This window comes from Clostridium sp. (assembly GCF_036660475.1).
In the GTDB taxonomy this organism is placed as follows: Bacteria; Bacillota; Clostridia; order Clostridiales; family Clostridiaceae; genus Clostridium_J.
On sequence record NZ_JAVXAO010000008.1, the window covers coordinates 171,745 to 187,790 of the forward strand.

Here is a 16,046-nt window from a genome sequence, read left to right on the forward strand (position 1 = left end):
ACTCTATATCATAGATAATTTTAAAATTGTCTACGATATAGGGTATATTTTAGTTGTAGATGAAGAGTTAATTCAGTTCATAATATTAAGTACAATACAATTGAGAAGTGTGATACAATATTTGTGTAGTTCTATTAACTATCAGGTAGAGCATTAATTAAGGTTCTGACAATGGAATATAACGTGAGGTATGGGGAGGAATTAAAATACATGAATCCAAGACAATACAGTAATTGCAATAATAATACAAAAAATAAAAATGAAAAATATACTATGATTAATGAAATATTTTTGCTGGTAACTATAATTGGATTAATGATAGCTGAGATTATAGGGATTCATACGAAGATATGGATGGAAGTTGTGTATATTTCACTTCTTTATTTATTTTCCGGGATAGCAATTTGGAGTATAAAAAATAATACTGCGGATAAATCAATAGTTTTAATTCCAACTATGATCTTTTTTTCTTACATATTAATTGAAATGGGAGTTAATATACCTATAAATATTGTTACAATAATAGTAATAACAGTTGTCTTATTATTCAATAATTATAAGAGTAAGTCCGGATGTAAAAAAGTTAAGACTGCATGTGTTCTAATACTCATATTAGGTTTTTTATCTTTAGATTATTATATTTATATGGACAATATTATAAAGGATAATGGTTTATATATACATGTGAAAAAAGAAAATTTAATTAAGGGAAAGATAAAAGAGTCGGATTTATTAAATATAAAAGAGTTATCAACACCTTATGATCGAAATGTGAATACGCTTCAAGGTATAGAAAATATGAAAAATATTGAGAGTATATATATATGGGATGCTAGAAAAATTGAAGATTATTCTTACATAAGTCAATTAAGTAATTTAAATAAGATGGTTGTGTGGTATGGAGATTTGAATAAAATTTCAAAGTTAGATACAATGAATTCACTAGAAACCTTAGGAATTATATACCCTAATGAGGGTGAATTTCAAGGACTTGAAGCTTTTCCGAACTTAAAAGTTTTAGATATTGAAGGTGGAAATATAGAAATAAATAAATTGCAGGGACATAAGAAGATAGAGACTATAGATATTGTTTCTGCAAAAAATATTAACTTCGAAGGTATAGATAAATTTCCTAAGTTAACTACTCTTAATTTAACAGATATATACATTGATAATATTGATAATATGGATGAAGTTTTAAAGTCAGAGACTTTGAGTATTATAGAGTTAGAAAATTGTAAATTTAAGGATAAAGATAAGGACGAGTTTATACAAAGAGTAAATGACAAAGGAATAAGTGTGATAGAAAAGTAACTGACAATTGAAATTTGACAGTAATTAATCGTAGTGTTAATCTTATACTAAGATAATAAATATTAGATATCTTAAAATTTATAGATTATTGGAGGTAGTTATATGTCTAAGTATAAGGGTACAAAAACAGAGAAAAACTTAATGGAGGCATTTAGTGGTGAGTCACAGGCTAGAAATAAGTATACTTATTTTGCATCAGTAGCTAAAAAGGCTGGATTTGAGCAAATAGCAGAACTTTTTTTAGAAACAGCTAATCAAGAAAAGGAACATGCTAAAATGTGGTTTAAAGAGTTTCATGGAATTGGGACAACAGAAGAAAATCTTGAGGCAGCAGCTGCTGGTGAAAATTATGAATGGACAGATATGTACAAGCATATGGCAGAGGAAGCTAGAGAAGAAGGTTTTGAAGCACTAGCTAAGAAGTTTGAACTTGTTGCAGAAGTTGAGGCATCTCATGAAGAACGTTATTTGAAATTACTAAATAGCCTACGTGAGGGAAAAACATTTAATGGTGAAGCGCCACTAGGTTGGAAATGCCGTAATTGTGGATACATATATGAAGGTGAAGATGCACCAGTAGCATGTCCTGTATGTGCTCATCCAAAAGCATATTTTGAAAGAAAATGTGAAAATTATTAAAATATATGTAATGTAGAATAGATATAAAACCACATTAATCATTTTAGTGAACAGCCCCCTGTCAAGTAGACGGGGGGCTGTTCATAGGTTAGTGTGGTTTTTAGTTTGTTTATATTTACTCTATGACTAACAGCAGTAGCATTATTACAATAATAATCATATAGATAATTTGGGAAAGGTTAGAATCGGAGGCTTTGGTTGATTTATAATATCCACAAGGTTTTCAATTTTATTTGAAGTGCAACTTAGTGCTATATTTATGCAACTTAGTATAAATTTGTTGTTTTATTAAAATTCAACTTATATACTTAAAGTGGGTAGTGAATGGGAGGCTTTGAATGAGGATTATAGTAAATGAATTTGAGGAATTTGAGGATATTGAAATTATTATAAATTGCAGAGTGGAGGATGATAAAGTATCCAGAATTATAGCTGAAATTAAGGCTTTAGATAAAAAAATAAAGGGTATAAGAGATGGACAAGTATTCATTTTAGATATAGATAAAATATTTTATTTTGAATCAGTAGACAAAAAGACATTTATCTATATGGATAAGGAAATTTACGAAACCCATCTTAGATTATATGAACTAGAAGAGAAGCTTGAGAGTACAGATTTTTTTAGAGGATCAAAATCCAATATAGTAAATCTAGCAAAAATTAAGAATATAACTCATATGTTTGGTGGAAGGTTAGAGGTTCTATTAGAGAATAATGAGAAACTAGTTGTATCGAGGCAATACGTACCTAAACTTAAAAGTAAGTTAAACTTTTAAAGGAGGATAGAGTTATGAGAGATTTAATTAAAAATTCAACAGAAATGAAACTTATAGCAAGCGTTTTTTTTGCAGGGGAGATTATAACATATACACTAATGGCTCCATTCTTTGGAATAGACAACATATCATTGGGGTTAATATGGCAAATGCTAATCATATCTATAATTTTAACGGGATTACAATATCTAATATATACATCAAATTTTTTATTTAAAACAAAAACTTGTACAAAGATATTTATTCATTATGTAATATTGGTGATAATGGGATATTTATGGGCAATGTATTTTAATTGGTTTGATGTAGGAAGTATAAAAAACATAGGCATTTCATTGGTAATATTTACAGCATGGTTTTTGGCATTTACATGGTCTATTTCAATATATAATAAGGCTACGGGAGAACAGTTTAATGAAAAGCTTAAGATATATAAGAGTTCAAAGGAAAAATTGTGATGGAAACTTATGTCTATGTATATTAAAAATCAAATTGTAATATATGTAAAAGGTAGGTAGAGAATATTGATAAGTAAAGCTGGTGTAGTAAATGTAAGAGTAATGGAAAGTAGCTTAAGATATAGTGAAATAATAAAAATGGGGGAAGAGAAATGTATATTATTGAAACAAAGAAACTTACAAAGAGTTATGGAAAAAGTAGGGGTATAGAAGAAGTAAGCTTACAAGTAAAAGAAGGGGAAATATTTGGGTTTGTAGGTCCTAATGGAGCTGGAAAATCTACAACTATACGTACTATTTTAAATTTTTTATTCCCGACTGATGGTGAAGGTAAGATCTTCGGAATGGATATAATTAAGGAAAGCAGTGAAATAAAGAAGCAGATTGGATATGTACCAAGTGAAATAAAATTTTACGATGAAGCTAAGGTTAAGGATATTATTAAGTATTCATCAACATTCTATCAAGGCTGTAGTCAGGAAAAAATAGATAAGTTATGTGAATATCTAGAGGTGGATTTAGATAAAAAAATGAGTGAACTTAGTCTTGGAAATAAAAAAAAGGTTGCAATAGTTCAAGCGCTTATTCATAATCCAAAGCTACTTATTTTAGATGAGCCTGCAAATGGGTTAGATCCACTTATGCAAAAGAAGCTCTTTGATATATTACAGGAACAGAAAGCTAAGGGAACAACAGTGTTTTTATCCTCACATAACTTGGTCGAAGTAGAAAATTTATGTGATAGAGTAGCGGTTATTAAGGCTGGAAGAATCATTGATGTTCTTGAAGTTAGCAAGATTGCTAAAAAGTCTGGATTTAAAATTATACTAAAGGGTGATGGCATAGATGAAAAAGTTATAAAAGATAATAAAGGTGAAGTAATAGAAAATAATAAGGGTGAGATTACATTTAGCTATATGGGAAATATTGATGATTTAATTAAATCAATGTCTAAGTTTAAAGTTGAGAAATTATTAATAGGTGAGCATACATTAGAAGATACCTTTATGGATTATTATATAAGTGGGGAGGATAAGTAATATGAATGTGTTTAAATTTGAATTTAGAAGGCTTTTGAAAGCAGCAATTATATGGGGTATAGCCTGTGGACTTTTAATAATAATGTTTATGTCTTTTTATCCAAGTATGAAAGATAGCGGACTCCAAGAATTAATTTCTACTAAGTTAGATGCATTTCCACCAGCTATGATGGAAGCATTTAATATTAGTGGTGCTGTAGATTTTAGTAAGATTGCAGATTATACGGCGTATGTAATTCAATATATAGCAATGGCTGCTGGAGTTTATGGAGCAATACTTGGTGTGTCTGCACTAGTTAAGGAAGAAAGTGAGGGAACTATTGAGTTTTTATACTCAAAACCAATTACAAGAAGTAAGATAGTAACTGCAAAATTATTATCTTCAGCAGCTATATTTATGATATTTATGATTATAGTCGGAGCTATTACCATGGGGGTTTCCATTATAGTTAAGCCTGAAGATGTGGAGATTATGACTTTAATTGTAGATGTGAAGACTATACTTATAGGAATGGCATTTTTGGGATATATATTTATGGCAGTTGGGTTTTTAATATCAGTGCTGCTGAAAAATGGTAAACAAGCAATATCTATTTCTTTAGGAATATTTTTTACTACCTATGTTTTAGGTGTCATTGGAAAGTTGAAAGAGAGTTTAAAAGGGTTTTTATATTTGTCTCCATTTGAATATGTAGCACCGGCAAATATTATAAAAGATGGATTTGATATGAAATTTGTGCTTTTAGGATTAGGAATAATAGTTGTATCTATTGTAATAACTTATGTTATTTATAATAAGAAGGATTTAGCAATATAAAATATATGTAGGTTTTAATATTATAAAGTAGGGTCATAAGTTTAAATTTATGCTCCTACTTTTGTAATTGGAATAGTTCACACTTATTAAGTTAGAAATATTCTAATAAATCTGGACTAATAAGGGATGTATTCCTCCAAAATTAAAATCGTGAATTAAGGTTTTAGCAAGGATATACCTATAATGTTTGATGTTGTATTGGGACTTAGATTTATAGTTATTCAAATGTTTTGTATTATATATATTTTTAAAATATTGACAAAAATCGTTTTACATTATATCATAAGTGTGGTAAAAGTAAATAAACGTATTTAGGATAAGGGAAGCACGGTTAAATTCCGTCACGAACCCATCACTGTAATCATGGACAAGTTCTACATAACCACTGGATTTTTTTCTGGGAAGGGTAGAAGGCGGAAGAAGTGTAAGTCAGAATACCCATCTTAGATATTAGTAATTGTAGAATCAGGGGGAGCAACTGAGTTTACATCTTTTAAAACTATAAGCATGATATGGGTAGCTTTAGCAATTTGCTAGAGTTTTTTTTATTGCTCTAATTTAAAATAAGGGGATAAAGATTATGAGAAAAATTATCAAAAACAAACTAATGATCATTGTACTTGCAATTATTGTATTTGCGCTAGTATTGACAGGATGTGCAAGTGGAAGTAAAGATGGAAATGAAGGTGCAAGTAAATTAAATGAAGAGAATGAAGTTGTATTAGCAGCTGCTAGAGATTTAGCACCAGGAGAAACAGATGCTTATTATACAAGTTCTATATTATATGTTTGGGAACCATTAATAGGGTTAGGTGATGATGGAGCTCCAACTCCAGAACTTGCTGAAAAGTGGTCAAATACAGAGGATTATAAGGAATGGACTTTCAAAATTAAGGAAGGTGTAAAATTCCATGATGGAGTAGATTTAAATGCAGATGCAGTTATAAAGAACTTTGAAAGATATACAAATATGAAAACTAAGGGTTCACCGTTCTATTCTTTCAATGTGGATAAAACATATCCAAACTTAGAAAGCTTTGAAAAAGTGTCAGATTATGAAGTTAAACTTACGTTTAGTGAGCCTATATCAACATTAATATACAATATGGCTAGATTTGGAAGTGCTATGTATAGTCCAGAGTGTTTCGATGTAGTTACAGGAGATTTTACTACAATTGCCCAAGGAACTGGACCATTTAAAATAATAGACCGTGAAAAAGACCAATTCACATTACTTGAAAGAAATGAAAACTATTATGGAGAAAAGAGTAAAGTTAAAAATATTAGATTAAAGGTAATACCAGATTCTCAAACTCGTTACACAGCATTAAAGTCTGAAGAGATTATGGGTGTTATGGATTTAGGAGCTATCACTCCGGAACTTGCTACAGAACTATTAAAGGATGAAAACTTTGAGACTTCTACATCAATTTCAACAATTACTCAATTTATGTCTGTAAATGGACTTAAGGAACCTTTTAACAATACTAAAATAAAAGAAGCATTAAGCTTATTAATAGATAGACAAACCATAGTTGATGAATTTTATGGTGGACATGGTACTCCAACAATAAATATTTTAAATCAAGCATCACCTTTTGCTAAAGAAATAAAATCAGTTTATAATCCGGAGAAAGCAAAAGAGATTATTAAAGAAGAGTTAAATGGACAAACTATAGAGTTAGAATTTATAATACCATCTTATGGGGTTGACCGTTATCCATATAAATCAGTAGCAGAATACCTTCAATCTGTTTTAAGGGAAGTTGGGTTAAATTCTACTATTACTATACTTGATGGAGCAGCATTCAAGGAAGCGCAAAAGACTGGGAATTATAACATGGCACTTCATACTCAAGGTCTTCCAAATGCAGAGCCTTTTACTATATTTGATGGCTATATGAGAAGTGAAGGTTCAAGCAATAAGGCATATTCTTTAGGATATAAAAATGAAAGAGCAGATGAGCTTATAGAAAAATTAAAAGTAACTATGGATTTAGATGAAAGAGGAAAGATATATGATGAACTTCAAGATATATCAGCGAATAATCCATCAAGCATACCTCTATTTGAAGATGTTAACTTAATTGCATACAACAAGAAAATAACTGGTTATAAAGCTACAATTTATGGAACTACATTATCTAATCTAGAGTGGAATAAATAGTGAAAAATTCATTCAAGTATTTAATTAAAAGATTAATAATGACTATACCTGTTTTAATAGGAATAACATTTTTAGCTTTTATGCTAGGGGTGATTGCGCCAGGAGATCCAGCAGTTGAATATTTAAGCATGGATGGCATATCTGCACCTTCACAAGAGGAGATAGATGAGGCTAGAGAAAAACTAGGATTAAATGAAAATATATTAGTGCAATATGGAAAGTGGACTAAAAAAGCACTGAGTGGAGACTTAGGTGTGTCATATATAACGAAAACACCAATAAGGACAGAAATACAGAGAAGGCTTCCAATAACCTTCTCTGTTTCATTAATGGCAATGTTTTTTGTAATAGTTATTTCTATACCATTAGCCGTAATTATGGCATTAAAGAAGGATTCAACTACTGATAAGATAGGGAGGATAATATCACTAATTTTATCATCAATGCCAGGATTTTGGATAGCAATTATTATGCTCAGTATATTTTGTGAAAAGCTTAGATGGCTACCGACAAGTGGATACGGAACAATTAAACATCTTATCATGCCAGGGTTTGTATTGGCAGCAGGAACTATTGGAACAATTATGAGGTTGCATAGAGCAACGCTAATAGATGCATTGGGTCAAAATTATATAATAACGGCAAAGTCAAAGGGGTTAACAGAAAGAGTTATCACATTTAAATATGCATTTTTAAACTCATTAATGCCAATAGTAACATTACTAGGAAATTATTTTGGGGGTATTTTAGGTGGTTCCACAGTAGTTGAAGTTATCTTTGGTATTCCTGGCATGGGGAGTTATGTTATAAAAGGAATAATGAGTAGAGATTACCCAGTAGTTCAAGGGTATGTGGTATTTACAGGATTAATTTTTGTGGGTTTTAATTTGATTGTAGACTTATGCTACTTAATTCTTAATCCTCGTATGAGACTTGGAGGGGAGTAGAATGGATAAATTTAATCGTATTTCATGGATTTACAAGTTATCATTTATAATACTTATCATAATGGTATTTACAGGAGTCTTTGCAGAATTTTTATCACCATATGATCCAAATAAGGTAGATATGACTAAGAGGTTAATGGGAATATCTAAGGCACATTTACTTGGAACAGATGCACTAGGAAGAGATGTTTTAAGTAGAATTATACATGGAGCTAGGGTATCTATATTTCTATCATTTATAGCAACAGTGTGCACTATGATAATGGGAACAGTTATAGGCCTTATTTCTGGATACTGTGGAGGAGTTGTAGATAATATAATTCAGGTTGTGGTAACTATATTTCAAGGATTGCCAGGGTTAAGTTTTATGATGGCTATAGCAGGAGTATTAGGTCCTGGAATCAGAAGTTTGTTAATTGCAATCGTTGTAACTTCTTGGGCGGGATTTTCAAGAATAGTACGTGGAGAGGTTTTGAAGGTGAAGGAAGAAAAATATATAGAAGGAGCTAGGGCTTTGGGAGCTAGCCATATTCATATAATAATACATTATATACTTCCTAATATTTTTGCACCATTTATTGTGCTTTTCACAATTAGAATAGGAAAAGTTGTATTATCTATGGCTTCTTTAAGCTTTTTAGGGCTAGGAATGCAACCACCACAAGCAGATTGGGGAGTTATGATTAATGATGCAAAAACTTACTTTAGGTCATATCCTCATCTTCTATTAGCCCCTGGATGTAGCATATTGATGCTTTGTTCTAGCATAAATTTGATAGGGGATGCATTAAGAGATGTTTTTGATGAAAAGAGAGATTTTTTTAGTCAATATTTATAAGAGGGTAATATAGAAAAAATATATATAATTATGGATGTATTTATGTGGAGATAGATTTAGTAAGACATTTATAATGGTAATTAAATAGGGTATAAACATTTTCAAATTAAATATATAAGTTTAATCATAAGATAATGAAGACGTAGTATAAGATAAAGAAATTAATGTCTTTGAAAGGGAAAAAATCATGGACAAAGATATAACAATATCAGATTTAGTAGTTCATTTTTATACAAAAGAAGGGATGGTAAGGGCTGTAGATGGAGTAGATTTAGTTTTCAGTCACGGAAAAATTACTGGAATAGTTGGAGAAACTGGAAGTGGAAAATCAGTTTTAGGGCTTTCGATTCTAAATCTTATTGCCAGCAATGCTAAAAGAAGCGGAAGTGTTTTTTATAAAGATGAAGACCTATTATCTATGGATAGTGAAAAAATACGCAATATAAGAGGGAAAGAGATAGCGCTTATACCACAAAATCCTTCAACCGCATTTAATCCTATTCTAAAAGTGGGAGAGCACATTAATGAATTGTTTTATTATCATGAAAATAAAAAATGTTGTAAAGAAAAGGCTTTAGATGTTTTAAAGCGGTTCTCATTTTCAAGTGTTGAGAGTGTATATAACTCTTATAGTTTTCAGCTAAGTGGTGGAATGAGCCAAAGAGCATTAACAGCTATGGGTATGGCACTAAATCCTAACTGGATAATTGCAGATGAACCAACTAAAGGATTAGATGCAATTATACGAAAGCAAGTATATAGCGTATTCAAAGAGCTAAAGACAGATAGTGGAGTTAGCATGATTCTTATAACACATGATTTAATGCTTGCTAGGAAGCTATGTGATGAAGTTGTAGTTATGTATGCTGGTAAAGTTTTAGAACAGGGAAGTAATTATGAAATATTTAATTATCCAAAGCATCCTTATACTAAAGGGTTAATAGATGCGCAACCAAGCAGAAAACTAATTCCATTAGAAGGAATGGCACCTAGCTTAACAAAATTACCGAACGGATGTAGATTTAACCCTAGATGTAAGTATGCAAGGGAGAGATGTAAGAACGAAGAACCTGGTATGTACTCTGTTGATAGTTCTAAAGTGAGGTGCTTTCTTTATGATAAGAGTAGAGAACTTAAGTAAGGAATTTAAGAGTGGATTAATACATAAGAGGATAATAAAAGCTATTGACAATGTTTCTTTTGAAATAGAAGAAGGAAAAACATTGGGATTAGTTGGAGAGAGTGGATGTGGTAAATCAACATTATCTAGAGTTATTTTAAAACTAATAAAGGCTGATAGCGGAAAAATATTTTTTAGTGGAAAAGATATAAGTAATTATAGTTTTTCACAAATGAGAGAACTTCGAGGAAATATGCAAATAATATTTCAACATCCAGATTCAGCACTAAGCCCGAAGAAGACTATTAAGAATAGTTTAATTGAACCATTAAAGATATATAGGACTTATAAAAATGGAGAAAGTGAAGAATTAATAAAATATTACTTAAAATTTGTAGGAGTTAGTGAAGAAATATTATCAAGATATCCGCATCAGGTGAGTGGTGGTCAGATACAGAGAGTTGTAATTGCTAGAGCATTGCTTCTCAATCCAAAATTTATCATTTTAGATGAACCAACATCCATGCTCGATGTATCTGTACAGGCACAGGTTATACAAGTTTTAAGAAAAGTACAAAAGGAGTTTGGAATAACGTACTTATTTATATCTCATGATATAGATTTGGTAAGGGCGGTTAGTGACGATATAGCTATAATGTTGAATGGAAAAATAGTTGAGACTATTAAAGCAGATAGACTGTATGAGGATGCTACAAATGAATATACAAAGATGCTTATAGAGGATTTTGTTAGTTTTTAAGAATAGTATACAAAGTGAATTTTAGTTATAACAAAGTGCGTAATAAAATAATTTAAGGTAGTAGGTTGAGTGAATATATTGAACTAAATTTTAAGAATTATTACAGTGTAAGGTATATGTGTAATAAAATTACTAAGTGTAAGGAGTAAATTATGAGTTTGAATTATAGGGAAATAGATTATGAAAAAATTTGGAAAAAATATATGGAAGAGAAGGATGGCTATGCTAGGGAGAGGGCTTTCGATGATAATATAGAGAGGGATTTCTGGAAGGTATTAGCGCCCAAATATGATAATAGACCTACACTTTATGACTATTCTAAGGATGTATTTAATTTTACAAGTAATTTAATTCTTCAAAATAAAGAGGTGATTGAAATTGGACCGGGAACGGGAAAGTTTACACTTCCATTAGCAAGTAAGTGTAGAAAAATAGTAGCAATTGATTTTTCAAGTGATATGTTAGAAATTCTTAAGAGTAAAGCGAAAGACTTAAATGTTACCAATATAGAAACTGTGGTGGGGAAATGGGGAGATGTAAATATAGAAAAATCTGATTATATTTTATCAGTAAATTCATTATATAGAATATGGAATATAAGAGATGCACTTATTAAAATGAATAACATGGCTAGAGAAAAGGTAATAATAGTTCGCACTATACAGAAACCTTTTTTTAATGATTTATATATGAATTTAGGATTTAACGATAAGACTTGTTTAGATTATATTTATATACCAAACATTCTTCATTCTTTAAACATATGCGCAAATATACAGTATATAGATGTTGAAAGTGAAATTGAATTTGAAAGTTTAGAAGATATATATGGAAGAATAAAAGCTGAAATTGGAAATATAGAGGAAAAATCAGTAATACATGATTTTGTGAAAAGAAACTTTAAAAAGGTTGAGGGCAAGTATATATTTACTCACAAAACAAAGGTAGAAATAATATATTGGAACAGTACGGTAGATTAATAAGATTAATTAATCGGTGCAGATAAGGCTTTCCATCAATTATAAATTTTTGAAAAAGTCGGCTTTGATTATTGGGAAATCTTCGCGATACTAAAATTTATACTACTTAGGTTTATGAAAAAGTTAAGTATAATTAGAAAAAAGTGGCCGGCTACTCTGAGACGGCCACTTTTTTCTATACTGGTATTGTTTCTATATTTTCACCTTTTCTCCAAGTGCTATTTAGTAGGTAGAAAGATGACACTGCGGATATTAAGTCAGATGCTGGGTATGCAATCCATGCACCCATAATCCCGAATGTATTTACAAAAACTACAGCTAAAGGTATAAATACTATCAACTGTCTGAATAAAGATAATCTGAATCCTTTTTTTGCCTCTCCGATAGCTTGGTAGTAGTAAATTCCTACATAATAGAATCCAACTAAAGGAAGTAGTGATATACATATTCTAAGGGCACGAACCGCCTCAGGTAATAAGGATACATCAGTTAAGAATAAACTTATCATTTGAGGAGCAAAGTACATTAAGATTGCGCTGAACATTAATGATACTACAGTTACAGTTTTTATTGAGGCTTTAACTACACTCTTCACTTTAGAATGGTTGCCAGCTCCAAAGTTAAAGGCAACGATTGGCTGCATAGCTGAACTGATACCTATTATAGCTATAAACATAAACATGGATATTTTAGTTATTACTCCTACAATTATTATCGCAGCATCGCCACCTTCAACTATTAATAGATTATTTAAAACTACAGCTACCACGGCATCTGAAATTTCAATAACAAAGGTTGAAAATCCTACTGCAACTAACCCTTTAAGTAATGATATATCTATACTATATATAATTTGTTTAAGTGAGAATTTAATTTCAAAGTGTTTAATTACATCCTTAAATTTATAAAGTACAAATAGTAAGCCTATAAACTGAGAAAATACAGTTGCTATAGCAGCACCTGCTATTCCAATTGAAAAATGGGCTACTAGTAAATAGTCGATTATAATGTTTAAAACTGCACCTATACTGTTTGCGTAAAGTCCAATTTTGGAATTACCAAGGGCAGTCATTATATATGAACAAACAATAGTAAGACCTTGGAAAAGTGCCCCTAGAAAAATTATAGACACGTAAGAATTTGTTAATCCGTAGGTAACATCACTAGCACCTAATTTATAAAGTATAGTTCCTCTAAATAAAAACAATATAAATGGAATTATAGTTTGAATTAGTATAATAATTATTATTGAATTTATTATAGTTCCTTTAACTTTCTTAGGTTCTTTTTCTCCAGAAAATCTAGAAACATAGGTTGAAGCACCTATTGCTATTAAAAATGACATGGCGATAAGAAAACGTTGAATAGGAAATGCTACAGTTAATGCACCTATTGCGTTAGGACCGATAAATCTTCCAACGAATACTGTGTCTACCATATTGTAAAGTTCTGCAACAAACAATGAAAATATTGCTGGTATTGCAAATTTAAGAAGAATTCTATAAGGTTTATTGTCTAAAAAAATGTTTGGGTTAATTCCCATAAGTACCACCTCTGATGACTAAATATTTCGAAAGTTCTTACTATTAATCTGTAGTAGGAACATTTTAGTTTATAAATTTATATTTTTAAAATAGATATAAGTTTATTAAAAGTGTATTATAAAATTTTTTCTATAATATTATTATATGCTAAAAAGCATCGTCAGACATTCACTTAAGTGCCCAGCAAAAAGTACTAATCCACCAAGTTAACAATTTTAAAAATAAGTAAAAAAGCACAAAAGCACCTTAAATAAGATGTTTTTGTACTTAGTTTTAAGCATTTTTAGTGGAACCTACAAATTTTCATAACTATTTACGAGGTTTTTGTACCTCATTTATTAAAATTAATATGGCTCCATAGGTTTTAAGGGTAGTTAAAATATTTATTACAGTACTTTTCTTAGAGTACTTAAATTTAATTTCAGGATAGGAAGCTTTATGAAGGATGCCATTTTCCTCTTTATTAAGTCTAGTAGGTCTACCCATATCAATCCAATAATTATAGGAAGAACCTATCTTTTCATTGATTTTATAAGTAGTTACATTTATATCAGAATGAATATTAGTAATGTTTAGGGATAATTTTTTAGAGGTAGCATTTTTAAGACCTCTAAGCTTTGAAAAGCTACTTGTAGATATCAAATCACTAATATTATCGTGGTGTGTATAAAGTAAAATTTGATATTGGTTATCGCTTTTAGTTACCACATAGCCATCATCTTTAGTTACCAAGGTATCTCCTAATTTATTAAGAAGGGAATAAGCATAGAAGGAGGGTTTTTTTATTCCCTTATCATTTATTAATCCAGGATAACCAAAGAATAGTTCATTAGTTATATTTACCTGTTTATCGAGAACGTCAAAGGCTCTTATAAAACTTAAATCACCTTGGGTGTTAACTACATTATCTATAATGTAAGGAACCATATATGCAGTATCATATATGTTGTTTATTTCATTATTTATGGCAAAGACATCGTCTAGAACTTCAAGATTATCATTTTCTAGAATAATTATAATATCTTCTTTAAAATCCATTGGAAAGTTGGAAGCAAATTGAAACTTAAAGTTTTTATAGTTAAGAGTTTCAATAGCATTAAAGTATTCCATGAAGGAAGTAAGAATATTTTTAAAGTCTTCGTATATAGTATTTATATTTTCAAATAAGCTATTGCTACCGTTAGGATTATTAATATTTATCACTGAAGAATTAATATTTTCATCATTATTTAAGCTTTGATTATTTAAGTCTAAAACAATGATAGGTGTTATATCAAGAAATTCTATAAATTCAAGAACATCTTTTGCTCTATTCCAGTTGTGAAACTTTGAACCAGGGAATATTGCCATATCTGTGCTGAAAAGATTTAGGATTCTTCCGAATTCATAATCCATTTCTCCTTGAAGTTCTTCTAGAGTATCTTTGTTATCTTCAATTAATAAATCAAAGGCATCTCCAATGGTGATAGTTTTTTTAAAATCTTTATTGAAGGATCCAATGAAATTCTCCATGTCGAAGTTAAGCTGGTGAATTTTATCTTCATAATTAAATCTATCGTAGTCCTCCAAATAATATATCAAGGATTCGATACTATCATTTAGGTGGAAAACTTCAAACTTTGTAGCCCTATCTAATTCCTGAGATGTAGCTTTATATTTTTTTCTAAATTGAAGAGGTGTAAGTTTATAGTGAATCTTGAAATGTTTATTAAAGTATCTAGTATGAGAAAACCCAATCTCTTCGGAAATCTCAGATAGTGTCATATCTGTATCTAAAATCAGTTTTATCGATTCTTCAACCCTTATCAAGTTTAGAAAATCTGTAAATGAATATCCAGTAGCATATTTTATTTCACGGGATAAATAATGGGTACTAAGGTATTCATTGCTAGATATATCCTTCAAAGTTATATTGCTCTGATAGTTATTATAAATATATTTTGAAATGCTGTGATACCTTTGAAGTTGATCTTTATTATCTTTAAGCTCTTCCTTTTGATAAATTAAATAATTAAAATTATTTATTAAATGATAAAGTAATTTTACTAAAATTGATTCAATTTCTTCATCATAATTATCTTGCTTCTGAACGGTTTCACATAGTATTTGGGATAGAAATATTCTAAGATCCTCATATTCTTCCCCATATTGGGAATCTTCAGCTATTGATTTAGTATAAAAAAACATATTTTCTATGTCGGCATAATACTTTTGAAAGAAGTAGGGGTCTATCTGGAAGATAATAACCTTATTATCAGGATCATCACTTTCGATACTGTGAACTTCATCGATATTAATAATCTCAATTTGATTTTCATTTATAACATATTTTTCAGTATTTATATAAAGGTTAATAGTACCCTTTATTACATATAAAATCTCAATACAATAATGCCAGTGAATAGGGTAATTCTTAATAGTTTCATAGGTTATGGACACAGGCATATTTGCTGAGTAATTAACATATTGTTTATGCATTGTAATATCTCCTTAAAATTTCTAATGGTGTGTTTCAATATTATTAGTATTATAGCACTATTTAGAAAAAAATTGCTAGTTATTAAAGTGTAAACAGTGGATTATCACTGGGAATGTAAGTTTTAATGGTATAAATTGAACCTACAATGAAAAGGAGATGAAGCTAGC

14 protein-coding genes and 1 riboswitch are annotated in these 16,046 nt (G+C 29.9%); of the genes, 12 read left to right on the top strand and 2 right to left on the bottom strand.

The window, feature by feature from the left end:
• The first annotated feature begins 171 nt into the window (after nucleotides 1-171).
• From RSA29_RS12405 to RSA29_RS12460, 12 genes are all read left to right on the top strand, one after another.
• The gene (locus tag RSA29_RS12405; protein ID WP_346941988.1) at nucleotides 172-1,314 is read left to right on the top strand and encodes a hypothetical protein; all 1,143 of its coding nucleotides are present in this window, start codon (nucleotides 172-174) and stop codon (nucleotides 1,312-1,314) included.
• 102 nt (nucleotides 1,315-1,416) lie between these two features.
• Nucleotides 1,417-1,953: a rubrerythrin gene (gene rbr / locus RSA29_RS12410; RefSeq protein WP_346941987.1), complete on the top strand. Its 537-nt coding sequence runs from the start codon at nucleotides 1,417-1,419 to the stop codon at nucleotides 1,951-1,953.
• 338 nt (nucleotides 1,954-2,291) lie between these two features.
• Nucleotides 2,292-2,729, top strand: a complete 438-nt coding sequence (locus RSA29_RS12415; RefSeq protein WP_346941986.1) for a LytTR family DNA-binding domain-containing protein — start codon at nucleotides 2,292-2,294, stop codon at nucleotides 2,727-2,729.
• Between the two features lie 14 nt (nucleotides 2,730-2,743).
• On the top strand, nucleotides 2,744-3,187 hold the full coding sequence (locus tag RSA29_RS12420) for a hypothetical protein (protein ID WP_346941985.1): 444 nt from the start codon (nucleotides 2,744-2,746) through the stop codon (nucleotides 3,185-3,187).
• A 152-nt stretch (nucleotides 3,188-3,339) separates the two neighbouring features.
• Nucleotides 3,340-4,227, top strand: a complete 888-nt coding sequence (locus RSA29_RS12425; protein ID WP_346941984.1) for an ABC transporter ATP-binding protein — start codon at nucleotides 3,340-3,342, stop codon at nucleotides 4,225-4,227.
• Nucleotide 4,228: 1 nt separating this feature from the next.
• Nucleotides 4,229-5,044, top strand: coding sequence for an ABC transporter permease subunit (locus RSA29_RS12430; RefSeq protein WP_346941983.1), 816 nt, complete (start codon nucleotides 4,229-4,231; stop codon nucleotides 5,042-5,044).
• Nucleotides 5,045-5,316: 272 nt separating this feature from the next.
• Nucleotides 5,317-5,505, top strand: a riboswitch (cobalamin riboswitch).
• 119 nt (nucleotides 5,506-5,624) lie between these two features.
• Nucleotides 5,625-7,211, top strand: a complete 1,587-nt coding sequence (locus RSA29_RS12435; protein ID WP_346941982.1) for an ABC transporter substrate-binding protein — start codon at nucleotides 5,625-5,627, stop codon at nucleotides 7,209-7,211.
• A complete protein-coding gene (locus tag RSA29_RS12440) occupies nucleotides 7,211-8,158 on the top strand; it encodes an ABC transporter permease (RefSeq protein ID WP_346941981.1) in 948 nt (315 codons plus the stop codon). Before RSA29_RS12435 ends, RSA29_RS12440 begins: the two co-directional genes overlap by 1 nt.
• 1 nt (nucleotide 8,159) lies before the next feature.
• Entirely contained in the window at nucleotides 8,160-8,996 is an 837-nt protein-coding gene (locus RSA29_RS12445; RefSeq protein ID WP_346941980.1) for an ABC transporter permease, read from the top strand.
• 187 nt (nucleotides 8,997-9,183) lie between these two features.
• Nucleotides 9,184-10,137 (top strand): ABC transporter ATP-binding protein, encoded by a 954-nt coding sequence (locus tag RSA29_RS12450; protein WP_346941979.1) that lies wholly within the window; start codon nucleotides 9,184-9,186, stop codon nucleotides 10,135-10,137.
• On the top strand, nucleotides 10,112-10,876 hold the full coding sequence (locus tag RSA29_RS12455) for an ATP-binding cassette domain-containing protein (RefSeq protein ID WP_346941978.1): 765 nt from the start codon (nucleotides 10,112-10,114) through the stop codon (nucleotides 10,874-10,876). Before RSA29_RS12450 ends, RSA29_RS12455 begins: the two co-directional genes overlap by 26 nt.
• A gap of 152 nt (nucleotides 10,877-11,028) precedes the next feature.
• Nucleotides 11,029-11,856, top strand: a complete 828-nt coding sequence (locus RSA29_RS12460) for a class I SAM-dependent methyltransferase (RefSeq protein ID WP_346941977.1) — start codon at nucleotides 11,029-11,031, stop codon at nucleotides 11,854-11,856.
• 175 nt (nucleotides 11,857-12,031) lie between these two features.
• Here the strand turns inward: RSA29_RS12460 and RSA29_RS12465 are convergent, their stop codons facing one another.
• Entirely contained in the window at nucleotides 12,032-13,399 is a 1,368-nt protein-coding gene (locus RSA29_RS12465) for an MATE family efflux transporter (RefSeq protein WP_346941976.1), read from the bottom strand.
• A 310-nt stretch (nucleotides 13,400-13,709) separates the two neighbouring features.
• A complete protein-coding gene (locus tag RSA29_RS12470; RefSeq protein ID WP_346941975.1) occupies nucleotides 13,710-15,878 on the bottom strand; it encodes a helix-turn-helix domain-containing protein in 2,169 nt (722 codons plus the stop codon).
• Between the last annotated feature and the right edge of the window lie 168 nt (nucleotides 15,879-16,046).